The 20,299-nt window shown below is 60.9% G+C and carries 11 protein-coding genes; 4 read left to right on the top strand and 7 right to left on the bottom strand.

What is annotated here, in order from left to right:
• Window positions 1-102: 102 nt before the first annotated feature.
• Window positions 103-3,636, bottom strand: coding sequence for a DNA polymerase III subunit alpha (dnaE, locus tag DFO48_RS02545; protein ID WP_114862426.1), 3,534 nt, complete (start codon window positions 3,634-3,636; stop codon window positions 103-105).
• Window positions 3,637-3,876: 240 nt separating this feature from the next.
• On the opposite strand from dnaE, the gene DFO48_RS02540 reads away from it, so the two are divergent.
• On the top strand, window positions 3,877-4,668 hold the full coding sequence (locus tag DFO48_RS02540) for an outer membrane protein assembly factor BamD (RefSeq protein WP_114862692.1): 792 nt from the start codon (window positions 3,877-3,879) through the stop codon (window positions 4,666-4,668).
• A gap of 56 nt (window positions 4,669-4,724) precedes the next feature.
• On the opposite strand, the gene DFO48_RS02535 is transcribed toward DFO48_RS02540, so the two are convergent.
• Window positions 4,725-6,803 (bottom strand): ATP-dependent DNA helicase, encoded by a 2,079-nt coding sequence (locus DFO48_RS02535; protein WP_114862425.1) that lies wholly within the window; start codon window positions 6,801-6,803, stop codon window positions 4,725-4,727.
• A 136-nt stretch (window positions 6,804-6,939) separates the two neighbouring features.
• Here DFO48_RS02535 and DFO48_RS02530 point away from each other — a divergent pair, with 136 nt between their 5' ends.
• Window positions 6,940-7,713 carry a PP2C family serine/threonine-protein phosphatase gene (locus tag DFO48_RS02530; protein WP_003079534.1) on the top strand — a complete coding sequence of 258 codons (774 nt, stop codon included), beginning with the start codon at window positions 6,940-6,942 and terminating at the stop codon, window positions 7,711-7,713.
• A gap of 107 nt (window positions 7,714-7,820) precedes the next feature.
• Here DFO48_RS02530 and DFO48_RS02525 read toward each other — a convergent pair whose 3' ends face one another.
• The 5 genes from DFO48_RS02525 to DFO48_RS02505 form a co-directional block, all read right to left on the bottom strand.
• Window positions 7,821-8,582 carry a hypothetical protein gene (locus DFO48_RS02525; RefSeq protein ID WP_114862424.1) on the bottom strand — a complete coding sequence of 254 codons (762 nt, stop codon included), beginning with the start codon at window positions 8,580-8,582 and terminating at the stop codon, window positions 7,821-7,823.
• Between the two features lie 67 nt (window positions 8,583-8,649).
• Window positions 8,650-9,747 carry a cell division protein ZapE gene (gene zapE / locus DFO48_RS02520; protein WP_003079537.1) on the bottom strand — a complete coding sequence of 366 codons (1,098 nt, stop codon included), beginning with the start codon at window positions 9,745-9,747 and terminating at the stop codon, window positions 8,650-8,652.
• Between the two features lie 152 nt (window positions 9,748-9,899).
• Complete coding sequence (gene lpdA / locus DFO48_RS02515; protein WP_034352346.1) at window positions 9,900-11,327, bottom strand: dihydrolipoyl dehydrogenase; 1,428 nt, start codon at window positions 11,325-11,327, stop codon at window positions 9,900-9,902.
• Between the two features lie 81 nt (window positions 11,328-11,408).
• Window positions 11,409-12,650 (bottom strand): 2-oxoglutarate dehydrogenase complex dihydrolipoyllysine-residue succinyltransferase, encoded by a 1,242-nt coding sequence (gene odhB, locus DFO48_RS02510; RefSeq protein ID WP_003079542.1) that lies wholly within the window; start codon window positions 12,648-12,650, stop codon window positions 11,409-11,411.
• Window positions 12,651-12,713: 63 nt separating this feature from the next.
• Window positions 12,714-15,593: a 2-oxoglutarate dehydrogenase E1 component gene (locus tag DFO48_RS02505; protein ID WP_003055529.1), complete on the bottom strand. Its 2,880-nt coding sequence runs from the start codon at window positions 15,591-15,593 to the stop codon at window positions 12,714-12,716.
• A gap of 220 nt (window positions 15,594-15,813) precedes the next feature.
• Here DFO48_RS02505 and DFO48_RS02500 point away from each other — a divergent pair, with 220 nt between their 5' ends.
• Entirely contained in the window at window positions 15,814-16,989 is a 1,176-nt protein-coding gene (locus DFO48_RS02500) for an AI-2E family transporter (protein WP_233506280.1), read from the top strand.
• Window positions 16,990-17,222: 233 nt separating this feature from the next.
• Window positions 17,223-20,288 (top strand): formate dehydrogenase-N subunit alpha, encoded by a 3,066-nt coding sequence (gene fdnG / locus DFO48_RS02490; protein ID WP_138983868.1) that lies wholly within the window; start codon window positions 17,223-17,225, stop codon window positions 20,286-20,288.
• Window positions 20,289-20,299: the final 11 nt, after the last annotated feature.

Here is a 20,299-nt window from a genome sequence, read left to right as displayed (position 1 = left end):
ATCCATGGAAATCCCTTACCCAGCAAGCGCCCTGCGCTATCAAAAAATCAGGCTCTTATCCGACATTCGAGTGCAGGCAGCTTGCAAGGGCTGCCATGCTGTCTATTCATAAACCACTTTGACCTGACCCGCAGCTGCCGAGCCATACCAGGCGGCCAGTGCGGCATCCGAGGGATAGAAGCGACTGCTCTCGCCCAGCGCCAGCTCGCAGCTGGCCGAGCCGCGCTCGTCGCGGCAGATCAGGTCCAGGCGCACTTTCACACCATGGTTGATATTGCCGCTCTCGGTTTCCTCGACCTTGGCCGGGAACTGGCGCAGCAGCGCCGGCACATCGGGCATCTTCTCCCCGACGCTGACCTGCAGATAGCGCGCAAAACGGCAGCGTGCATCGGCCAGGCTCCACATCTGCTGCACCTTCATGCGCAGGCCGCCGCTGAAGCGGTCGGGCTGGAGACGACCCGAAACCACGACAAACTCGTCCTCCTTGAGCACTTCGGCGCAAGCAGCCATGGTTTTTTCGTCGACCGAAGCTTCGATCACCGCCGATTTGTCGTCCAGCGTGAAGATGCTGAGCTTGCCGCGCTGGCCGTTGATGGTGCGCAGACCGCCGATGATGCCGGCCATGGTCTGCGGCTCGCGGCTATCGCGCATCTCGCCGATCGGGGTGCGCACGAAACGGCGCACTTCGGACTCGACCTCGTCGAACAGATGGCCTGTCAGATAGAAGCCGATGGCCGTTTTTTCCAGCGTCAGCTTTTCCTTGACGCCCCAGGGCAGCACATCGGCCATGGGCGGCTCCGCCGTGCTCGAACCCAGCGCGTCATCGCCCATCATGTCGAACAGACCACCCTGGTCGGCGTTGGCAATCGAGGTGGCAGCAAAGCCGAAGGCCGTGTCCAGCGTCGCCATCAGCGAGGCGCGGTTCATGTCTATCGTGTCAAAGGCGCCGCCCTTGATCAGCGCTTCCACCGTCCGCTTGTTGATGCGGCTGCGGTCCACACGCAGGCAGAAGTCGAACAGGCTCTTGAACGGCCCCTTCTCATGGCCGTTGGGGCCTGTGCCCTCGCCGTTGCGCGCAGCCACAATGGCTTCGATGGCGGCCTGCCCTGTCCCCTTGATGGCTCCAAGGCCATAGCGTATGACCTTGTCGGTCACCGGCTCGAAGCGGTGCACGCCGCGGTTCACATCGGGCATCTCGAAAGTGATGCCCATCTTGAGCGCGTCCTCGTACAACACCTTGAGCTTGTCGGTGTTGTCCATTTCCACGGTCATATTGCCGCAGTAGAACTCGGCCGTGTAGTGCACCTTGAGCCAGCCCGTGTGATAGGCCAGCAGGGAGTAGGCTGCCGCGTGCGACTTGTTGAAGCCGTAGCCCGCGAACTTCTCCATCAGGTCGAAGACCTCGTCGGCCTTTTCCTCGCTCAGTCCGTTCTTGGCCGCACCCTCGCGGAAGATGCCCCGGTGCTTGACCATCTCCTCGACTTTTTTCTTGCCCATGGCCCGGCGCAGCAAGTCGGCGCCGCCCAGCGAGTAGCCGCCCAGCACCTGGGCGGTCTGCATCACCTGCTCCTGATAGACCATGATGCCGTAGGTTTCGGCCAGCACCGACTCGACCAGCGGATGCGGGTACTCCACGACTTCCTGCCCGTGCTTGCGGGCAATGAAGGTGGGAATCAGGTCCATGGGGCCGGGACGGTAGAGGGCGTTCAGGGCGATCAGGTCTTCCAGGCGCGAGGGCTTGGCCTCCTTGAGCATCTGCTGCATGCCGCGCGATTCAAACTGGAAGACTGCTTCGGTCTTGCCGTCGGAGAACAGCTTGTAGGTCGGGTAGTCGTCCAGCGGAATGTTCTCGAACTGGAAGTTCTCCTGGCCCTTGTGGCGCTTCATGATGAATTCGCGCGCGATCTCCAGGATCGTCAGCGTGGCCAGACCCAAGAAGTCGAACTTCACCAGGCCTACGGCTTCCACGTCGTCCTTGTCGTACATGGCCACGGCCGAGGTACTGCCTGGCTGCTGGTAGAGCGGGCAGAAATCGGCCAGGCGGCCCGGCGCAATCACCACGCCGCCGGCGTGCATGCCGATGTTTCGCGTCATGCCCTCCAGGCTCTGCGCCATCTCGATCAGGGTCTTGACGTCCTCCTCGCGCTCGATGCGCTCGGCCAGAATCGGCTCTTCCTTGATGGCGTAGGTGTATTTGTCGCCTTCCTTGGGCGGATTGGGCGGGTACTTGAGCGTGACATGCAGGCCGGGCTTGTTCGGAATCAGCTTGGAGATGCCGTCGCAGAAGGTGTAGCTCATGTCCAGCACACGGCCCACGTCGCGGATGGCCGCACGCGCGGCCATGGTGCCGAAGGTGGCGATCTGGCTGACGGCGTCGCGGCCGTAGCGGTCCTTGACATAGTCGATCACGCGATCGCGGTTCTGCTGGCAGAAGTCCACGTCAAAGTCGGGCATGGACACGCGCTCGGGGTTCAGGAAACGCTCGAACAGCAGGTTGTATTCCAGCGGGTCGAGATCGGTCACCTTGAGCACATAGGCCACCAGCGAGCCGGCACCCGAGCCACGGCCCGGCCCCACCGGGCAGCCATTGGCCTTGGCCCACTTGATAAAGTCCGACACGATGAGGAAGTAGCCCGGAAAGCCCATCTTCATGATGGTGCCCAGCTCGAACTCCAGCCGCTCCACATAGCGCGCACGCTGGGCGTCGCGCTTGGCCGCATCGGGATAGAGGTGGACCAGGCGCTCCTCCAGCCCCTGGTAGGACTCATGGCGGAAGAACTCGTCCATGGTCATGCCATCGGGCACGGGAAAGTTGGGCAGTTGCGGGTTGCCCAGCTCCAGCGTCAGGCTGCAGCGGCGGGCAATTTCCACCGTGTTCTCGATCGCGCTCGGGATGTCGGCAAACAGTTGCTCCATTTCGGCAGCGGTCTTGAAATACTGGTCGCGCGTGAACTTGCGCACCCGCTTGGCATTGCCCAGGATCTCGCCTTCGGCGATGCAGACACGGGCCTCGTGGGCCTCGTAATCGTCGGGCTTGGCATACTGGATCGGGTGGGTCGCGACCACCGGCAGATTCAAGCGGCTGGCCAGCTTCACGGCCGCCAGCACATGCGACTCGTCATCGGAGCGGCCCGCACGCTGCAGCTCGATGTAGAAGCGGTGCGGGAACATGGTGGCCAGGCGCTGGGCGATCTCGGCCGCGCCTTTTTCGTCGCCACGCGTCAGCGCAATGCCCACGGGGCCGGCCTGCGCGCCGGACAGCACGATCAGGCCCTCGCCCAGCTCCTGCAACCATTCCCATTTGTGCTGTGCCTGGTCGCGCACCACATTGCGCGTCCAGCCGCGTGCCAGCAGCTCGGCAATATTGTGGTAGCCCTGCCTGCTCTGCACAAGAACGATGATCCGCGAAGGCGGCGCATCGCCCAGCCCTTCGAGCACGATCTCGGCGCCCAGCAGAGGCTTGACGCCCTTGCCACGGCCTTCGCGGTAGAACTTGATGCCGCCAAACAGATTGTTGAAGTCGGTAATGGCCATCGCCACCTGCCCATCTTCGGCAGCGGCCTTGATCATGGCATTGACGCGGGTGGTTCCGTCGACGACGGAGAATTCGGTGTGCAGGCGCAGATGGACAAACATGGCCGCTATTGTAGGAAGAGCGCTTCGTCCCTGCGGACTCAATGCCTCTAGATTCGCTCTGGCCGTAGCGTAAAGACGCCAGCAACTCGCCGGCGCGATCCAGCGGCCCATTACAATGCGTCGATCCTTTTTCAGGAAGGTCTAGGCCTGGTGGTGTATGGTGTAGGTTTTGCGCCTTGCCGCCAGATGCGACGGGCCTGCCTCCTATTACCGCTAATGATTGTCAGAAAACTGTCCACCATGCCGCGTATTTCACTGACTCTAGTCCCTGCCGTGTTAATCGCCGCCACGCTGGCGGGATGCTCCAGCACCAAGGACGACCCGACGGCCAAGTGGACACCCGAGCGCATCTATACCGAGGCGCGCGACGAATCTTCCTCGGGTGCCTATGACAAGGCCGTGCCGCTGTTTGAAAAGCTCGAAGGTCGTGCCGCCGGCACACCTCTGGCCCAGCAGGCCCAGCTGGAAAAAGCCTATGCCCAGTACAAGGGCGGCGAAAAAGTGCAGGCTCTGGCCACGCTGGACCGTTTCACCAAGCTGCACCCTGCCAGCCCCGCCATGGACTACGCCCTCTACCTCAAGGGCCTGGTCAACTTCAATGACAACCTGGGCATGTTTGGCTGGCTGACCCGCCAGGATCTGTCCGAGCGCGACCAGAAAGCCGCCAAGGATTCGTTTGAGTCCTTCCGCGAACTGGTGACCCGCTTTCCAGATTCCAAGTACTCCGATGATGCCCGCCAGCGCATGCAGTACATCGTGAACTCGCTGGCCCAGTACGAAGTCCATGTCGCCAGGTATTACTACAGCCGAGGCGCCTATGTGGCGGCCATTGCCCGTGCGCAGACTGCCATCAGGGACTACCAGAACGTGCCCTCGGTGCGCGAAGCCATGGTGATCCTCGTCAAATCCTATGACGCCCTGGGCATGACTCAGCTGCGCGACGACGCCCAGCGCGTGCTGGACAGCAGCTATGGCGCCAACGCCGAGCAAAACGTAGAGAAGAAAAAAGAATCCTGGTGGAAGCTCTGGTAAGCAGCGTTTGCCACCCAAGAGACAAAAGGATGCGCCGAGCGCATCCTTTTTCATTTCTACGCCTCTGAATCCTGCGTCGGCGTCTGCTCGCCGTCACGTTTGACGTGTTGCACCGTCAACTGCTCCAGCGCCGCCTCGAACTCCGGCTGACTGCCCAGCACGCGCATGGGAGGCAACGCCGACATCAACTCCGCTCCATAGCCCATAGTCATCAAGCGACTGTCGCAGATGACCAGCACGCCACGATCGGCTTCACTACGGATCAGGCGTCCGGCCCCTTGCTTGAGGGCCAGGGCCGCCTCGGGCAGCATGTAATCATGAAACGCCCCTCTCCCCACGCTCTCCAGCAGTCGCGAACGGGCTTCGACCAAGGGGTCGTCAGGTGGCGGAAACGGAAGCTTGTCGATCACCACCAGCTGCAGCATGTCGCCTGGCAGGTCCACCCCCTCCCAGAAAGTGGCGGAAGCCACCAGAACAGCTCCTCGCCCAGCGACTGCCCCGGCGGCCATAAAGCGCTGGATCAAGGCCAGCTTGGGTGCCTCGCCCTGTACCAGCACATCCAGATCTGCAAACAGGCCCAGGCTGGTGCGCAGCGATGCGCTGATCGCATGCAGGGCCTTGAGGGTGGTAGTGAGCACCAGGGTGCGCCCGCCTATGCGCTGCGCTGCATCCAGCACCAGTTGGGCGACCTGCTGGCTGTGCTGCGCGCTGCCTGCCGCAGCAAAGGGCTGAGGCACATAAACACCGGCTTGCCGATGGTAGTCAAACGGGCTTTCCACCTGTAGCACCTGTGCGCCGCGCAGGCCGCAGGATTCGACAAACCAGCTCAGCTGGGCGTCATTGCCCAATGTGGCCGAGGTGAAAACCCAGGCCTTCTTCCTTGAAGGATCGACCTCCCCGCCCTCATCCGAGCCGGCATCCTCCAGCGAGCGCTGAAGCAGCCGCTGCTGCATGATGCGGGCAATCGACAGCGGAGACTCCAGCATGCGCAGATACTGCGCACCGACCTCCAGCCAGCGCACGCATTCATCATCTGCAGGTGCAGCAAAGCGTGCCAGTCGCGCGAGCAACTCTGCGCCGCGCTCATACAGACGCAGCAACTCGGCCCCTGCCCCCCCCAGGCTTGAGAGTGGAATCAACAGGGCACGCAGGCTCTGCCCCAGCCGCACCAGTGCCGCACGCCATTTCACCGCGTCCAGTCCCTGCGGGGTCACTGCTTGCCACGCAAGCCGCCCTCCGACCGGAGGCTTGCCTGCCTGCAGGCGCAGCTCACGCATGGCCTGCTCCAGCGTGGCACAGAGCACCAGCCAGTCGGCCATGCCGCGTGCATGCTCCTGCGTCAGCCGAAGGGCATCACGTGCGTACCCCACCAACTGCTGACTGGAAAGAGCCTCGCCTGCAAACTGCACGCCGATGTCGTTGAGCTGATGGGCTTCATCGATCACCACCACGCCAGTGTTGGGCAAAAGATGGGCCATGCCGCTGTCGCGCACATCCAGATCGGCAAACAGCAGGTGATGGTTGACCACCACCACGTCGGCCTCCAACGCCTGCTGACGCGCCTGATTGACATGGCAGTCCTGCCAGTGCGGGCAATCAGACCCCAAGCAATTGTCCTTGGTGGAGCTCACCAAGGGCATCACAGGGGAGCGCTCATCCAGCGCCGTCAGCTCGGCAAGATCACCGGTACGCGTGACCCTGGCCCAGCGCTCCACATCCGCCACGGCGCGCAGCACCTGCGGATCCTGGGGAGCCGTGCGGCCCTGGCGCACACGCTCCAGCCGCTCCAGACATAGATAGGAAGAGCGCCCCTTGAGCCTGGCCATGCGAAGTGGCAGGCCCAGGCCATGAACCAGGCGCGGAAGATCACGGGCAAACAACTGGTCCTGCAGCGCCTTGGTGGCCGTAGACACCAGCACGCGCTGGCCGCTGAGCAAGGCAGGCACCAGATAAGCGTAGGTCTTGCCAACACCCGTGCCTGCCTCCACCACCAGCACCCCGCCCTCCTCTATGGCCTGAGCCACCGCCAACGCCATGCGGGTCTGGCCTGGGCGCGGCGTGAATGCGGGCTCAGCCAGCGAGAGCGCACCTTGCTGCGCAAACACCTGCGCGACCGCCTCCTGCAAATGAGTCAAAACCGTTTCACCTTCCAACAAGCCAAGTCAGCCCAAGCTCACATAAGATCGCAAATATTCGCCGAAGCCCAGCCTCCGGTCGATAAAATGTAACGCAACGTTAAATATCGCTCTGCGAGCGCACTCGCACATACTCATGTCATCCAGCTACCGCATTCAGGCGGCCACCGGCATCCATCGCGGTGACCGAGAATACCAGCAGGACCAGGTTCTGCTCATGGCGCACCCCTATGCCAAGGGCTGCATTCTCGGCGTGGTAGCCGATGGCATGGGCGGGCGCAGCGGCGGGAGAAAGGCATCTGACCAGGTCATGCTGACGGCCCGTCAGCTTTTCGAGCGCTTTGAGCCCGCCAAGGAAGACTGCACACGCATGCTGCGCACCATTGTGCAAGATGCCCACACCGTCATTCGCCTTACCGCCATAGCAGCGGAACAGGAGCCCCACAGCACCATCGCGGTCTTCGTGGTGCTGCCCGACAATCGCTGCCACTTCATGCACTCCGGCGATTCACGGCTCTACCATTTTCGCGGCGCCGCCCTAGTGCACCGCACGCTCGATCATTCCTATGTACAGGCACTGGTCGACCGCGGCGAGCTTACCGAAGCCGAGGCTCAGTACCACCCACAGTCCAATATCTTGCTGGGATGCCTGGGTGCCGAGCCACCGCCGCCCATGAGCCACCACATGATTGAGAAACTGCTGCCAGGCGACAGCCTGATGGCCTGCTCGGACGGCCTGTGGCATTACTTCACCGCGCAGGAGCTGGGCACTGTGCTCGACGGCCTGTCGCCACGCGAAGCCTCTCAATTTCTGATTGAAAAAGCCAGGCGGCGCGCGGCTGGAGGTGGTGACAACCTCTCGCTGGCAATACTCAAGCTGGATACCTCAGCCGCAGCAGCAAGCGCCTGAAGAGTTATCAGTCCAGACAAGACATCTTCAAACGCCTTGGAAACGCGCGCTTGCAGCAATGCTTTCGATAGCACCCTGCTGTTGAGCACTATCGATCCTCGAATGCATCAGGGAGCAGGCGCTGGCAGCGGCGCTGCAGTCTGACCGCGCTCCTTGGCCTGCTGCATAGCCCTGGCTTTGTGCTCGGCTGCAGCCTTCAGCTTGGCCTCATGATCTGCCCGGGCCTTGGCTTCACGCTCGGCCCGCCCCTGATCGGCCTGGGCACGGTTTTGCTCGTGACGGCGCACATAGTCGGCCTGCTTGCTGGCACGCTGCTGGGCCTCGGTCTGGCGCTGGGCCTGCGCCGCCTGCTCGTCAACCGCAGGTTTGGCACCCGGGCCAGTGGGCTGCGGCAAGCTCTTGCCGTTCTTCTCGCGTTGCTGCGACTTCATGGGCACGGCAGCATTTTCGGCCTTTTTCTCTTCGATGGCCTGCAGCTTGGCCGCCGCCTTTTCCTTGCGCTCCGCATCGTTGATTTCCAGCTCGCGCGCGCGCAGTGGCGCATCTTTTTCACGTGCCGCCTTGCGGGCATCGGCCAGACAGCCTTCCACGGCAAACTTCTGATAGCAGAGTTTTTCATCAGCCACACGCTGCTGCTCGATGACGGCGCGCTTGCTGAGAATCTCGTCGCGCTCGGCTTCGCGCTGCTGGAGCAGATGCTGGCGCGCCTTGTCGGCAACCTCCTTCTGCGCCTGCTTGTCGCTCTGCTGCGCCGAATCCGCCTTTACCTGGGCCATGGCAGGCGCGCAAGCCAGCCAGACGGCGGCCAGAGGTGCCAGTGCAAAGCCTGCAATACGGCGGCGGATCAGCTGGGCAAGGATAGTGGGCATCGTCATCAACTCAGAACTCGAAGTACAGGCTGGCATCTTAAAGCCGCAGGCAGCTGCCCGCAGGCGATCAGGTCAAGCTGGTGTCGACCACTCGGCGCTCAAGCGCCAGATATTCCTTGGAGCGCATCTCGTTGAGGCGCGAGACGGTGCGCGGGAACTCGTGGGACAGAGGACCTTCGGTATAGATCTTCTCGGGCGGCACGGCTGCCGACACAATGAGCTTGACATGGCGATCGTAGAGCACGTCCACCAGCAGCGTGAAGCGCCGCGCGGCCGAAGCCATGTTCACATGCAGCTCGGGCACATCGGACAACAAGATGGTGTGAAACTGCGTAGCAATTTCAAGATAGTCGTTCTGCGAGCGAGGGCCACCACAGAGTTCGCGAAAGTCAAACCACACGACGCCGCCGGCTCGGCGCTTGGCCGCAATCTTGCGGGTCTCGATCTGCATCACCGGTTCTTCGTCATGGGCTTCGGCCAGGCGATCGAAGGTCTCCTGCATCGCGGCATCGGCCTCCGGACCCAGCGGGCAGTGATAGAGCTTGGCATCTTCGAGAGTGCGGCGGCGATAGTCAGTGCCGTTGTCCACATTCACCACTTCCATGCGCTCCTTGAGCAAGGCAATCGCAGGCAGGATCCGGTCGCGGTGCAAACCACCGGGATAGAGCCCGTCTGGCTCGAAGTTGGAGGTCGTCACAAAGCCCACGCCGTTGGCAAACAGCGACTCGAGCAGCTTGTAGAGAATCATGGCGTCGGTGATGTCGGCGACATGAAACTCGTCAAAACAGATCAGCTTGTACTTCTTGGCGATCTTGGCGCCGAGGGCATCGAGCGGATTCTGCGTGCCTTGCATGAGATGCATCTCGCGGTGCACTTCGCGCATGAATTCGTGAAAGTGCAGACGCACCTTGCGCTTGAGGGGCACGGCGTTGAAGAAGCACTCCATCAGAAAGCTCTTGCCGCGCCCCACCCCGCCGTACATATAGACGCCCTTGGGCAGATCGGGGTGATTGATCAGCTTCTTGAGAGCATTGGAGCGCTTGCCCTTGTACGCGGCCCACTCGTCAGCGCAGCGCTGCAACGCATCGACTGCACGCAACTGCGCGGGATCGCTTTTGAAACCCTTGGCGGCCAGCTCCGCCTCGTAGGCTTGTCTTACATTCACCGTCTTGTCTCCAGATGCTCAAAAAACAATAGCTGCTACCGCTTATGCACTAAGCGTTAGCAGCCATTTTGTTCTGAATTCTAAAAGAAACTCAGCCTGCGCGCGGGCACTTCACAGCCATGTCAAAACCTGCGCGCAAGACTGAAAAAAACTTAGAAGTTCAGGGTGCGCTTGTCCACAGCCAGAGCCGCTTCCTTGGTGGATTCGGACAGCGAGGGGTGAGCGTGGCAGATACGAGCGATGTCTTCGCTCGATGCCTTGAACTCCATGGCCACCACGGCTTCGGAAATCAGCTCGGACACCATGGGACCCACCATGTGCACGCCCAGGATCTCGTCAGTCTCGGCATCGGCCAGGAACTTGACCATGCCGGTCGTGTCACCCAGTGCGCGCGCGCGGCCGTTGGCCAGGAAGGGGAAGGAACCCGCCTTGTACTTGACGCCTTCAGCCTTGAGCTGCTGCTCGGTGCGGCCCACCCATGCCACTTCGGGGCTGGTGTAGATCACCGAAGGCAGGGTGGCGAAGTTCACATGGCCGTGCTGGCCGGCAATGCGCTCGGCCACGGCCACGGCTTCTTCCTCAGCCTTGTGCGCCAGCATGGGGCCGCGCACCACATCGCCCACAGCCCACACGCCGGGCAGATTGGTCTTGCACAGATCGTCCACCACGATGGCGCCGCGCTCGTCCAGGGCCAGGCCCACAGCTTCGGCGTTCAGGCCGATGGTGTTGGCAGTACGGCCGATCGAGACGATCAGCTTGTCCACTTCCAGCGTCTGGGCTTCGCCCTTGGCATTGGTGTAGGCAACGGTCACACCCTTCTTGCCGGACTTGACTTCACCGATCTTCACGCCCAGCTCGATCTTCAGACCTTGCTTGTCGAACGCCTTCTTGGCTTCCTTGGCGATCTGCTCGTCGACCACGGGCAGGAACTTGTCCATGCCTTCGAGCACGGTCACTTCCGTGCCCAGACGGCGCCAGACCGAGCCCATTTCCAGGCCGATCACACCGGCTCCGATCAGGCCCAGCTTCTTGGGAGCCTTGCCCAGGCTCAGGGCGCCGTCGTTGGACAGGATGTTCTCTTCGTCGAAAGCCACGCCGGGCAGAGCACGGGCGTTGGAGCCAGTGGCCACCACGATCTGCTTGCCGGTGATGACTTCCTCTTCCTTGCCGGCAACCTTGATTTCGTAGCCGCCTTCGACAGCCTTGACGAAGGAGCCGCGGCCATGGAAGAAGGTGACCTTGTTCTTCTTGAACAGGTACAGGATGCCGTCGTTGTTCTGCTTCACGATCGCTTCCTTGCGGGCGATCATCTTGGCCACGTCCATCTCGACCTTGCCGGTGGAGATGCCATGGTCGGCAAAGTGCAGCTTGGCATGCTCGAAATGCTCGGAAGACTGCAGCAGCGCCTTGGAGGGAATGCAGCCCACGTTGGTGCAGGTGCCACCAGGAGCAGCGCCGCCAGCGGCGTTCTTCCACTCGTCGATACAGGCGACGTTGAAACCCAGTTGTGCCGCGCGGATGGCAGCGATGTAGCCGCCGGGGCCTGCGCCGATCACGACGACGTCAAATTGCTTGCTCATGATTTGAATCTTTTCTCTGTTTAACTCGAAAAAAGCCCACCGCTTTTGGTGGTGGGCTTTGTAGAAGCTCGATCTGCTGAATTACAGATCAAACAGGAGGCGAGAAGGATCTTCCAGCGCGTCCTTCATGGCCACCAGGCTCAGCACGGCTTCGCGGCCGTCGATGATGCGGTGGTCATAGGACATGGCCAGGTAGTTCATGGGACGGATCACGATCTGACCGTTCTCGACCACGGCGCGATCCTTGGTGGCGTGCACGCCCAGAATGGCGGATTGAGGGGGGTTGATGATGGGGGTGGACATCATCGAGCCGAAGGTGCCGCCATTGGAGATGGAGAAGGTACCGCCGGTCATTTCTTCAATGCCCAGCTTGCCTTCCTTGGCCTTCTGACCGAATTCGACAATCTTCTTTTCGATGTCGGCGAAGCTCATCTGGTCTGCATTGCGCAGGATGGGCACCACCAGGCCGCGAGGCGAGCTCACAGCGATACCGATGTCGAAGTAGCCGTGGTAGACGATATCGTTGCCGTCAATGGAGGCGTTCACTGCGGGGAACTTCTTCAGGGCATGCACTGCAGCCTTGACGAAGAAGGACATGAAGCCCAGCTTCACGCCATGTTCCTTGGTGAACTGGTCCTGGAACTTCTTGCGCAGTTCCATCACAGGAGCCATGTTCACTTCGTTGAACGTGGTCAGGATGGCATTGGTCGCCTGGGATTGCAGCAGACGCTCGGCAATACGGGCGCGCAGACGTGTCATGGGCACGCGCTGCTCGGGACGGTCGCCCAGGTTCTCCTTGGTCACGGGAGCTGCCACCTGAGGCAGAGCTGCCTTGGGAGCGCCGGTGGGGATGGCTGCGCCGGCCTTGATGGCACCCAGAGCGTCACCCTTGGTCACGCGACCGTCCTTGCCTGTGCCAGCCACGTTGGCAGCGGACAGGTTGTTGTCGGCCAGGATCTTGGCAGCAGCAGGCATGGCCACACCGCTCTTGTCGGCGCCGGCAGGAGCAGCGGCCACGGGGGCAGCAGCAGGAGTCGCAGCAGCAGCGGGGGCGGCAGCAGGAGCAGCGGCACCGGCGACGGCTTCGGAGTCGATCTTGGCGATCACTTGCTCGGCAGCCACGGTTGCGCCGTCGCCTTGCAAGATTTCGGTGATCACGCCAGCCGAAGGAGCGGGCACTTCCAGCACGACCTTGTCAGTTTCGATTTCGATGAGGATTTCATCGATGGCCACTGCCTCGCCGACCTTTTTCTTCCAGGTCAGCATGGTGGCTTCAGTGATGGATTCGGACAGCTGGGGGACTTTAACTTCAACGATTGCCATTTTGAATTCTTTCCAAAGATGTTTCTTGTGCCCCCTGTCCTCGGACAGGGGGTGTCGCCTGTATTACTTGGTCAGGACAAAGCCCTTGAGCTTGGCGAATGCGCCTTCCACCAGTGCCTTTTGTTGCTCTTGGTGCAGATGTGCGTAGCCAACGGCGGGCGAAGCGGACGCAGCGCGACCGGAGTAGCCCAGCTTCTGGCCTTCACGCATGTTCTCGTGGATGTTGTGCTGGATGAAGAACCAGGCACCCTGGTTCTGAGGCTCATCCTGGCACCACACGATGTCAGTAGCGTTGGCGTACTTCTTCACTTCGGCGGCGAACGCCTTGTGGGGGAAGGGATACAGCTGCTCGACGCGGATGATGGCGACGTCCTTGGATTCCTTCTCGGCACGCTTCTTGACCAGATCGTAGTACACCTTGCCCGAGCAGGCGATGATGCGCTTGACCTTGGCAGCGTTCTTGACGATGGTTTCGTCCTGCTCGGGGATCACGGTCTGGAAGCCACCAGAGGTGAACTCGGACAGGGGCGATGTGGCGTCCTTGTTACGCAGCAGCGACTTGGGAGTCATGATGACCAGCGGCTTGCGCAGGCCGCGAACCATCTGGCGACGCAGCACGTGGAAGATCTGGCTGGCCGTTGTAGGCTGCACGATCTGCATATTGGTGTCGGCAGCCAGCTGCATGAAGCGCTCCAGACGCGCCGAGCTGTGCTCGGGGCCCTGGCCTTCATAGCCGTGAGGCAGCATCAGTGTCAGGCCGTTGACACGACCCCACTTCACTTCACCGGATGCGATGAACTGGTCGATCACCACCTGGGCGCCATTGGCGAAGTCGCCGAACTGTGCTTCCCACACCACCAGGGTGTTGGGATCGTTCGATGCATAGCCGTATTCAAAGCCCAGCACTGCCTCTTCGGACAGGATGGAGTCGATCACGACGAACGGAGCCTGATTCTCGGCAGCGTTCTGCAGAGGAATATAAGTGCCCTCGTCCCACTTTTCACGCTTCTGGTCATGAACCACGGCGTGACGGTGCGTGAAGGTGCCGCGACCCGAGTCTTCACCCGACAGACGCACGGGATAGCCCGAAGCGACCAGGGAGCCGAAGGCCATGGTTTCACCCATGCCCCAGTCCACGTTCACATCGCCGCGGCCCATGGCTGCGCGATCGTCATACACCTTCTTGACCAGAGCATGAGGATTCACGCTGGCAGGCAGAGTCGTGATCTTCTCGGCCAGGCGCTTCCACTCGGTCAAGGGAATAGCTGTGTCGCCAGCGTCGGTCCAGGTCTTGCCCACGAAGGGGCTCCAGTCCACAGCGTACTTGCTCTTGAAGTTGGTCAGCACCACGTCCTGGGTGTGACGGCCTTCGTCCATGGCGGCGCGATAGGCCTTGACCATGTCGTCGCCCAGCGTGTCGCCCAGGCCTTGCGTGGCCAGCTTGTCTGCGTACAGCTTGCGCGTGCCGGGGTGGGCAGCGATCTTCTTGTACATCAGAGGCTGTGTCAGTGCAGGTGTGTCCTGCTCGTTGTGACCCAGCTTGCGGAAGCAGATGATGTCGACCACCACATCCTTGGAGAACTCCATACGGAATTCCAGCGCCAGCTGCATGGCCAGGCACACGGCTTCTGGATCATCGCCATTCACGTGCAGCACGGGCGACTCGATCATCTTGACGATGTCGGTGCAATACAGCGTGGAGCGCAGATCGCGGGGATCAGAGGTGGTGAAACCGATCTGGTTGTTGATGATGATGTGAACCGTACCGCCGGTGGTGTAGCCACGGGTTTCGGACAGCGCCAGGGTTTCCTGGTTCACGCCCTGGCCGGCGAAGGCTGCGTCACCGTGCACCAACACGGGCAGCACTTGCTTGCCCATGGGGTCGTCGCGACGATCCATGCGCGAGCGCACCGAACCTTCGACTACGGGGTTGACGATTTCCAGGTGCGAGGGGTTGAAGGCCAGCGACAGGTGAACGGGGCCGCCCTTGGCAGACACGTCGGAGCTGAAGCCCTGGTGATACTTCACGTCACCGGCAGGCAGATCTTCGGGAGCGGTGTGGTCGAACTCGGCAAACAGATCCTTGGGCGCCTTGCCCAGGGTATTGACCAGCACGTTCAGACGGCCGCGGTGAGCCATGCCGATCACGACTTCCTGCACGCCCTTGGCGCTGGCGGAGTTGATCAGCTCGTCCATGGCGGCGATGAAGGACTCGCCACCTTCCAGCGAGAAGCGCTTCTGGCCCACATACTTGGTGTGCAGATAACGCTCCAGGCCTTCAGCAGCGGTCAGGCGGTCAAGGATGCGCTTTTTCTCGTCGGCGTTGAAGACGGGCTTGGAACGAATCGATTCCAGGCGTTGCTGCCACCAGCGCTTTTGATTCTGATTGGTGGCATACATGTACTCGGCGCCCAGGGTGCCGCAGTAGGTTTCGCGCAGAGCATTCATCAGCTCGCGCAAAGTCATGCTTTCCTTGCCGAAGAAAGTGTTGCTGGTGTTGAACACCACTTCCTGGTCGGCATCGGTGAAGCCGTAGAAGGAAGGCTCCAGCTCGGGAATTTCGGGGCGCTCGGTCCGCTTCAGGGGATCCAGATCGGCCCAGCGTTGACCCACGTTGCGGTAGGCAGCAATCAGCTGCTGCACGGCCGTGCGCTTGCGACCCAGCTCGGAGTCAGCGCCGGAAGCCACCACCACCTTGGTGCCGCCCTGCTTTGCACGCTCGGCAAAAGCATTGATCACGGGCAGGTGAGGAACGTCCTTGTTGTCGGTGCCGTCCACTGCAGGCACATGCTGCAGTGCATCGAAGTATTCACGCCAGGAATCGGGGACGCTACCGGGGTTGGCCAGGTAGTTCTCGTACATCTCTTCGACATAGGGCGCATTGCCGCCGAACAGATAGGTGTTGCCTTGATAGGCTTGATAGATCGTTGACTGATCGCTCATATCTCGCTGACCTCCGCTTTCCTTCGGAAAGCATTAGCTGGTTTGTGGAACCTCCCGCGACACGGCTGTACCGATTGGCGGATGCGACTGTGGCTGGGGAAGGGCCTTGAGTTGCGGCAGCCATTGTGCCACTGTTCAAAGTCTTGGTCTTATAAAAGACAAGATGTTTACACCCCTGGGAGTCGCTTACATTGCGGGAACTCCATAAACAAGGATTCGCATGCCGCTTTTGCCGCTTCACAAACGTGCATTCATTCTTCTTTTAATAGCAGTAACCGCAGGATTCGGCTTGGTTCTCGAGGAATATGCCGTAGCCATCTTCTGGGGTGTGGTGTTTGCCATCGTCTTCGCCCCCCTGCACCGCAAGCTGCTGATGCGCATGCCCAACAAGCCCACGCTGGCCGCGTTGGCAACCTTGCTAATTAGTCTGGTAATGGTCATTTTGCCGCTGTCTCTGATAGGGCTGTCGCTCATCAAGGAGACCTCGGCCATCTATGACCAGGTCAGCAGCGGCAACCTGTCCGCTGGCAGCTATGTGGAGCAAGTCTTCAATGCCCTTCCCTCCTGGCTGACGCCATGGATGGAAAAGCTGCACCTGGGCACTCTGGAGGAAATCCAGGCCAAGCTCTCCAACATCGCGCTGCAGGCCAGCAAGCTCGCGGCCACCAAGGCCGTGGGACTGGGACAGAACACCCTGGGCTTTGTCGTGGGCTTCGGCGTCATGCTCTACCTGATCTTTTTTCTGCTGCGCGACGGCAAGGAGTTGGTCGCACGCATCTGGGCAGCCACGCCGCTCGCGCCCGAACACAAGCGCGAGCTGGCCATCAAGTTCATTACTGTCATCCGCGCCACAGTCAAGGGCAATCTGGCCGTTGCAGCCGCCCAGGGCGCGCTGGGGGGGCTGATTTTCTGGATTCTGGGCATTCAGGGCGCAGTACTCTGGGCTGTGGTCATGGCTTTTCTGTCGCTGCTGCCCGCAGTGGGGGCGGGCCTGGTCTGGGGGCCGGTGGCCATCTACTTTCTGGCCACGGGCGCTGTCACCAAAGGCCTGATCCTTGCCGCTTATGGCGTACTGGTCATCGGCCTGGTGGACAACGTGCTGCGCCCCCTGCTGGTCGGCAAGGACACCAAGATGCCTGACTATGTGGTGCTGATCTCCACCCTGGGGGGCATGGCCTTGTTCGGTCTTTCGGGCTTTGTGCTCGGTCCGGCCATCGCCGCCCTGTTCATGGCGGCCTGGGAGTTGTTTGCCACCATGCAGGAGCAGGAGGAGAAGCTGCTGAATCAGAAAATCGCGCAAAAACGCACAACAACCGATTCGCAGCAGCCTTCAGCAGACCTCGCCTCCGCCGTCGCCCCCCTTCCTGCCGAAACACGGAAAAGCGACACAGATTAGGAATTTTCTGTTCCATTCGGCCTGCCGACCGATGGCTTTTCGAGCTGAAAGTTGATAGGTTGAGAGGCGTAGGTTGAAAGCTATCGCCGCCATTAAGAAAAACAAAAACGAAACATAAAACTCAAAGTCGCTCAACGTTACTCAAGAATTAAGGGTTTGTAACTGCTATCAAAAATGAGGGGGGTCGTAAAATTTGCTTTCACATAAGCGTTCATACGAAAAGGTACCCCACAATGGACCAATTCTCCAGACGCCAGTTCATGAAAGTGACTGGTTCGACTCTGGCGGGTTCAAGCTTGGCGCTGATGGGCTTCTCACCCACAGCCGCCCTTGCTGAGGTGCGACAGTACAAACTGTCAGCCACCACCGTAACCCGTCAAACCTGCACCTACTGCTCGGTAGGTTGCGGCATCCTCATGTACTCCCTGGGCGACGGCGGGAAAAACTCCCGCCTGTCCGTGATGCACGTGGAAGGCGACCCGGATCATCCGGTCAATCGCGGCACGCTGTGCCCCAAGGGTGCATCGCTGCTGGACTTTGTCCACAGCCCCAGCCGCCTCAAGTACCCCGAATACCGCGCCCCCGGCTCGTCCGAGTGGAAGCGCATGTCCTGGGACGAGGCACTGAACCGCATCGCCAAGCTGCTCAAGGAAGACCGCGACGCCAATTTCGTTGAAACCAACGAAAAAGGTCAGAAGGTCAACCGCTGGCTGACCACCGGCATGCTGGCCGCTTCGGCCTCCAGCAACGAAGCCGGCTACATCACGCACAAAGTGGCCCGTTCCTGGGGCCTTCTTGCACTCGACAACCAAGCACGTGTCTGACACGGCCCGACGGTGGCAGGTCTTGCCCCGACGTTTGGCCGTGGAGCGATGACGAACCATTGGGTCGACATCAAGAACGCGGACGTTATTTTGATCATGGGCGGTAATGCCGCCGAAGCACACCCCTGCGGCTTCAAGTGGGTGACCGAAGCGAAGGAGCACAACAAGGCTCACTTCATGGTGGTCGATCCGCGCTTCAACCGCTCGGCATCCGTGGCTGACTTCTATGCGCCGATCCGTTCCGGCTCGGACATCGTCTTCCTCGGTGGCGTGATCAATTACCTGCTGACAAACGACAGAATCCACCACGAGTATGTGAAGAACTACACGGACTTCTCATTCATCGTGCGCGAGGACTTTGCGTTCGACGAAGGTATTTTCTCCGGCTACAACCCCGAAAAACGCACGTACGACAAGGCCTCCTGGGACTATGAGCTCGGTGAAGATGGCTTTGTGAAGGTCGATCCCACGCTGGAACACCCTCGCTGCGTCTATCAGTGGCTCAAGAAGCACTACGCCGGCTATACGCCCGAGAAGGTGGAATCCATCTGCGGCACACCCAAGGAAAAATTCCTGCACGTGTGCGAGAAGCTTGCTTCGACCGCCGAAGCCGGCCGTGTTGCCACCATCATGTACGCCCTGGGCTGGACTCAGCACACCACTGGTGCGCAGATCCTGCGTACCGGCGCCATGATCCAGCTGCTGCTGGGAAATATCGGTATCGCTGGCGGCGGCATGAACGCGCTGCGCGGCCACTCCAACATCCAGGGCCTGACGGACCTGGGCATCCTGTCTGCTTCGCTTCCCGGGTACCTGACGCTGCCAAACGAAGCCGAACAGGACTACAACCAGTACATCGCCACCCGCACGCCCAAGCTGCTGCGCCCTGGCCAGATGAATTACTGGTCGAACACGCCCAAGTTCCATGTCAGCCTGATGAAGGCGTGGTGGGGAGCGGCCGCAACTGCTGAAAACAACTGGGCGTTCGACTATCTGCCCAAGTTGGACAAGCAGTACGACATGCTGCAGATCTTCGAGATGATGACGCAGGGCAAGGTTAACGGCTATATCGCTCAAGGCTTCAACCCCTTGGCGGCTCTGGCCAACAGCAACAGCGTGCGCGAAGGTCTCAAGAAGCTGAAGTTCCTGGTCATCATGGATCCGCTGGTCACAGAAACTTCCGAGTTCTGGAAGAACCACGGCGAATTCAACGACGTGGACTCCGCTTCCATCCAGACCGAAGTGTTCCGCCTGCCAACCACCTGCTTCGCCGAAGAAGATGGCGCAGTGGTCAGCTCCTCGCGCGTGCTGCAGTGGCACTGGAAGGCTGCAGAGCCCCCAGGAGAGGCCAAGACCGACATTGCCATCATGTCCGGTCTGCACCTGCGCCTGAAGGCTCTCTACCAGAAGGACGGCGGCAAGTTCTCCGACCCCATCACCAATCTGTACTGGCCTTATGCCGAAGCCGATCACCCCTCCTCCGAGGAAGTGGCCAAGGAATACAACGGTCGTGCGCTGGTGGATCTGTTCGACCCCAAGGACCCCACCAAGCTCATCCGCAAGGCCGGCGAGCAACTGGCGGGCTTCGGCGAAATGCGCGATGACGGCACCACCCTGGGCGGCTGCTGGATCTGGGCTGGCAGCTGGACCTCGTCCGGCAACCAGATGGCGCGCCGCGACAACAGCGACCCGACAGGCATAGGCAACACGCTGAACTGGGCCTGGGCCTGGCCTGCCAACCGCCGTGTGCTGTACAACCGCGCATCCTGCGACCGCCAGGGCAAGCCCTTCAACCCCGAACGCGTGCTGATCAAGTGGAACGGCAAGCAATGGGGCGGCGCGGACGTGCCGGACGTCGCCGTGGGCCTGGATCCTGAGGTGATCAACCCCTTCATCATGAACCCCGAAGGGGTGGCTCGCCTGTTTGCCCGCAAGGGTATGGCAGAAGGTCCGTTCCCCACGCATTACGAGGCGTTTGACAACCCGCTGGGCTACAACCCCATGTATCCCAACAACAAGTTGGCCGTCATCAGCCCCGTGATACGCATCCTGGAAACCGCCAAGGGCACCCAGGGCGATCCCAAGGACTACCCGCACGTGGGTACGACCTACCGCCTGACCGAGCACTTCCACTACTGGACCAAGCACGTTCAGCTGAACAACATCGTTCAGCCCGAGCAGTTCGTGGAAATCGGCGAGGCACTGGGCAAGGAACTGGGCATAGAGACCGGCCAGAAGGTCAAGGTTTCGTCCAAGCGCGGTTTCGTGAAGGCGGTTGCCGTGGTGACCAAGCGCATCAAGCCCATGAAGATCGATGGCAAGACCATCCATCACGTGGGTGTGCCTATTCACTGGGGCTTCTCCACAACGGGACGCAAGGGCTATCTGGCGAACAACCTGACAGCCTCCGTGGGTGACGGTAACAGCTTGACCCCTGAATCCAAGACCTTCCTCGTGAAGGTGGAAAAGATCTAAGGAGCCACGCT

This window comes from Comamonas sp. AG1104 (assembly GCF_003350425.1).
In the GTDB taxonomy this organism is placed as follows: Bacteria; Pseudomonadota; Gammaproteobacteria; order Burkholderiales; family Burkholderiaceae_C; genus Comamonas; species Comamonas testosteroni.
Note: the sequence above shows the minus strand (reverse complement) of the source record. Positions and strands in the feature narration are given on the sequence as shown.

Coding starts and splice junctions, on each gene's coding strand:
- dnaE (WP_114862426.1), bottom strand. CDS start 3,636: ATGTTTGTCCATCTGCGCCTGCACACCGAATTCTCCGTCGTCGACGGA.
- DFO48_RS02540 (WP_114862692.1), top strand. CDS start 3,877: ATGCCGCGTATTTCACTGACTCTAGTCCCTGCCGTGTTAATCGCCGCC.
- DFO48_RS02530 (WP_003079534.1), top strand. CDS start 6,940: ATGTCATCCAGCTACCGCATTCAGGCGGCCACCGGCATCCATCGCGGT.
- DFO48_RS02525 (WP_114862424.1), bottom strand. CDS start 8,582: ATGCCCACTATCCTTGCCCAGCTGATCCGCCGCCGTATTGCAGGCTTT.
- lpdA (WP_034352346.1), bottom strand. CDS start 11,327: ATGAGCAAGCAATTTGACGTCGTCGTGATCGGCGCAGGCCCCGGCGGC.
- odhB (WP_003079542.1), bottom strand. CDS start 12,650: ATGGCAATCGTTGAAGTTAAAGTCCCCCAGCTGTCCGAATCCATCACT.
- DFO48_RS02505 (WP_003055529.1), bottom strand. CDS start 15,593: ATGAGCGATCAGTCAACGATCTATCAAGCCTATCAAGGCAACACCTAT.
- DFO48_RS02500 (WP_233506280.1), top strand. CDS start 15,814: ATGCCGCTTTTGCCGCTTCACAAACGTGCATTCATTCTTCTTTTAATA.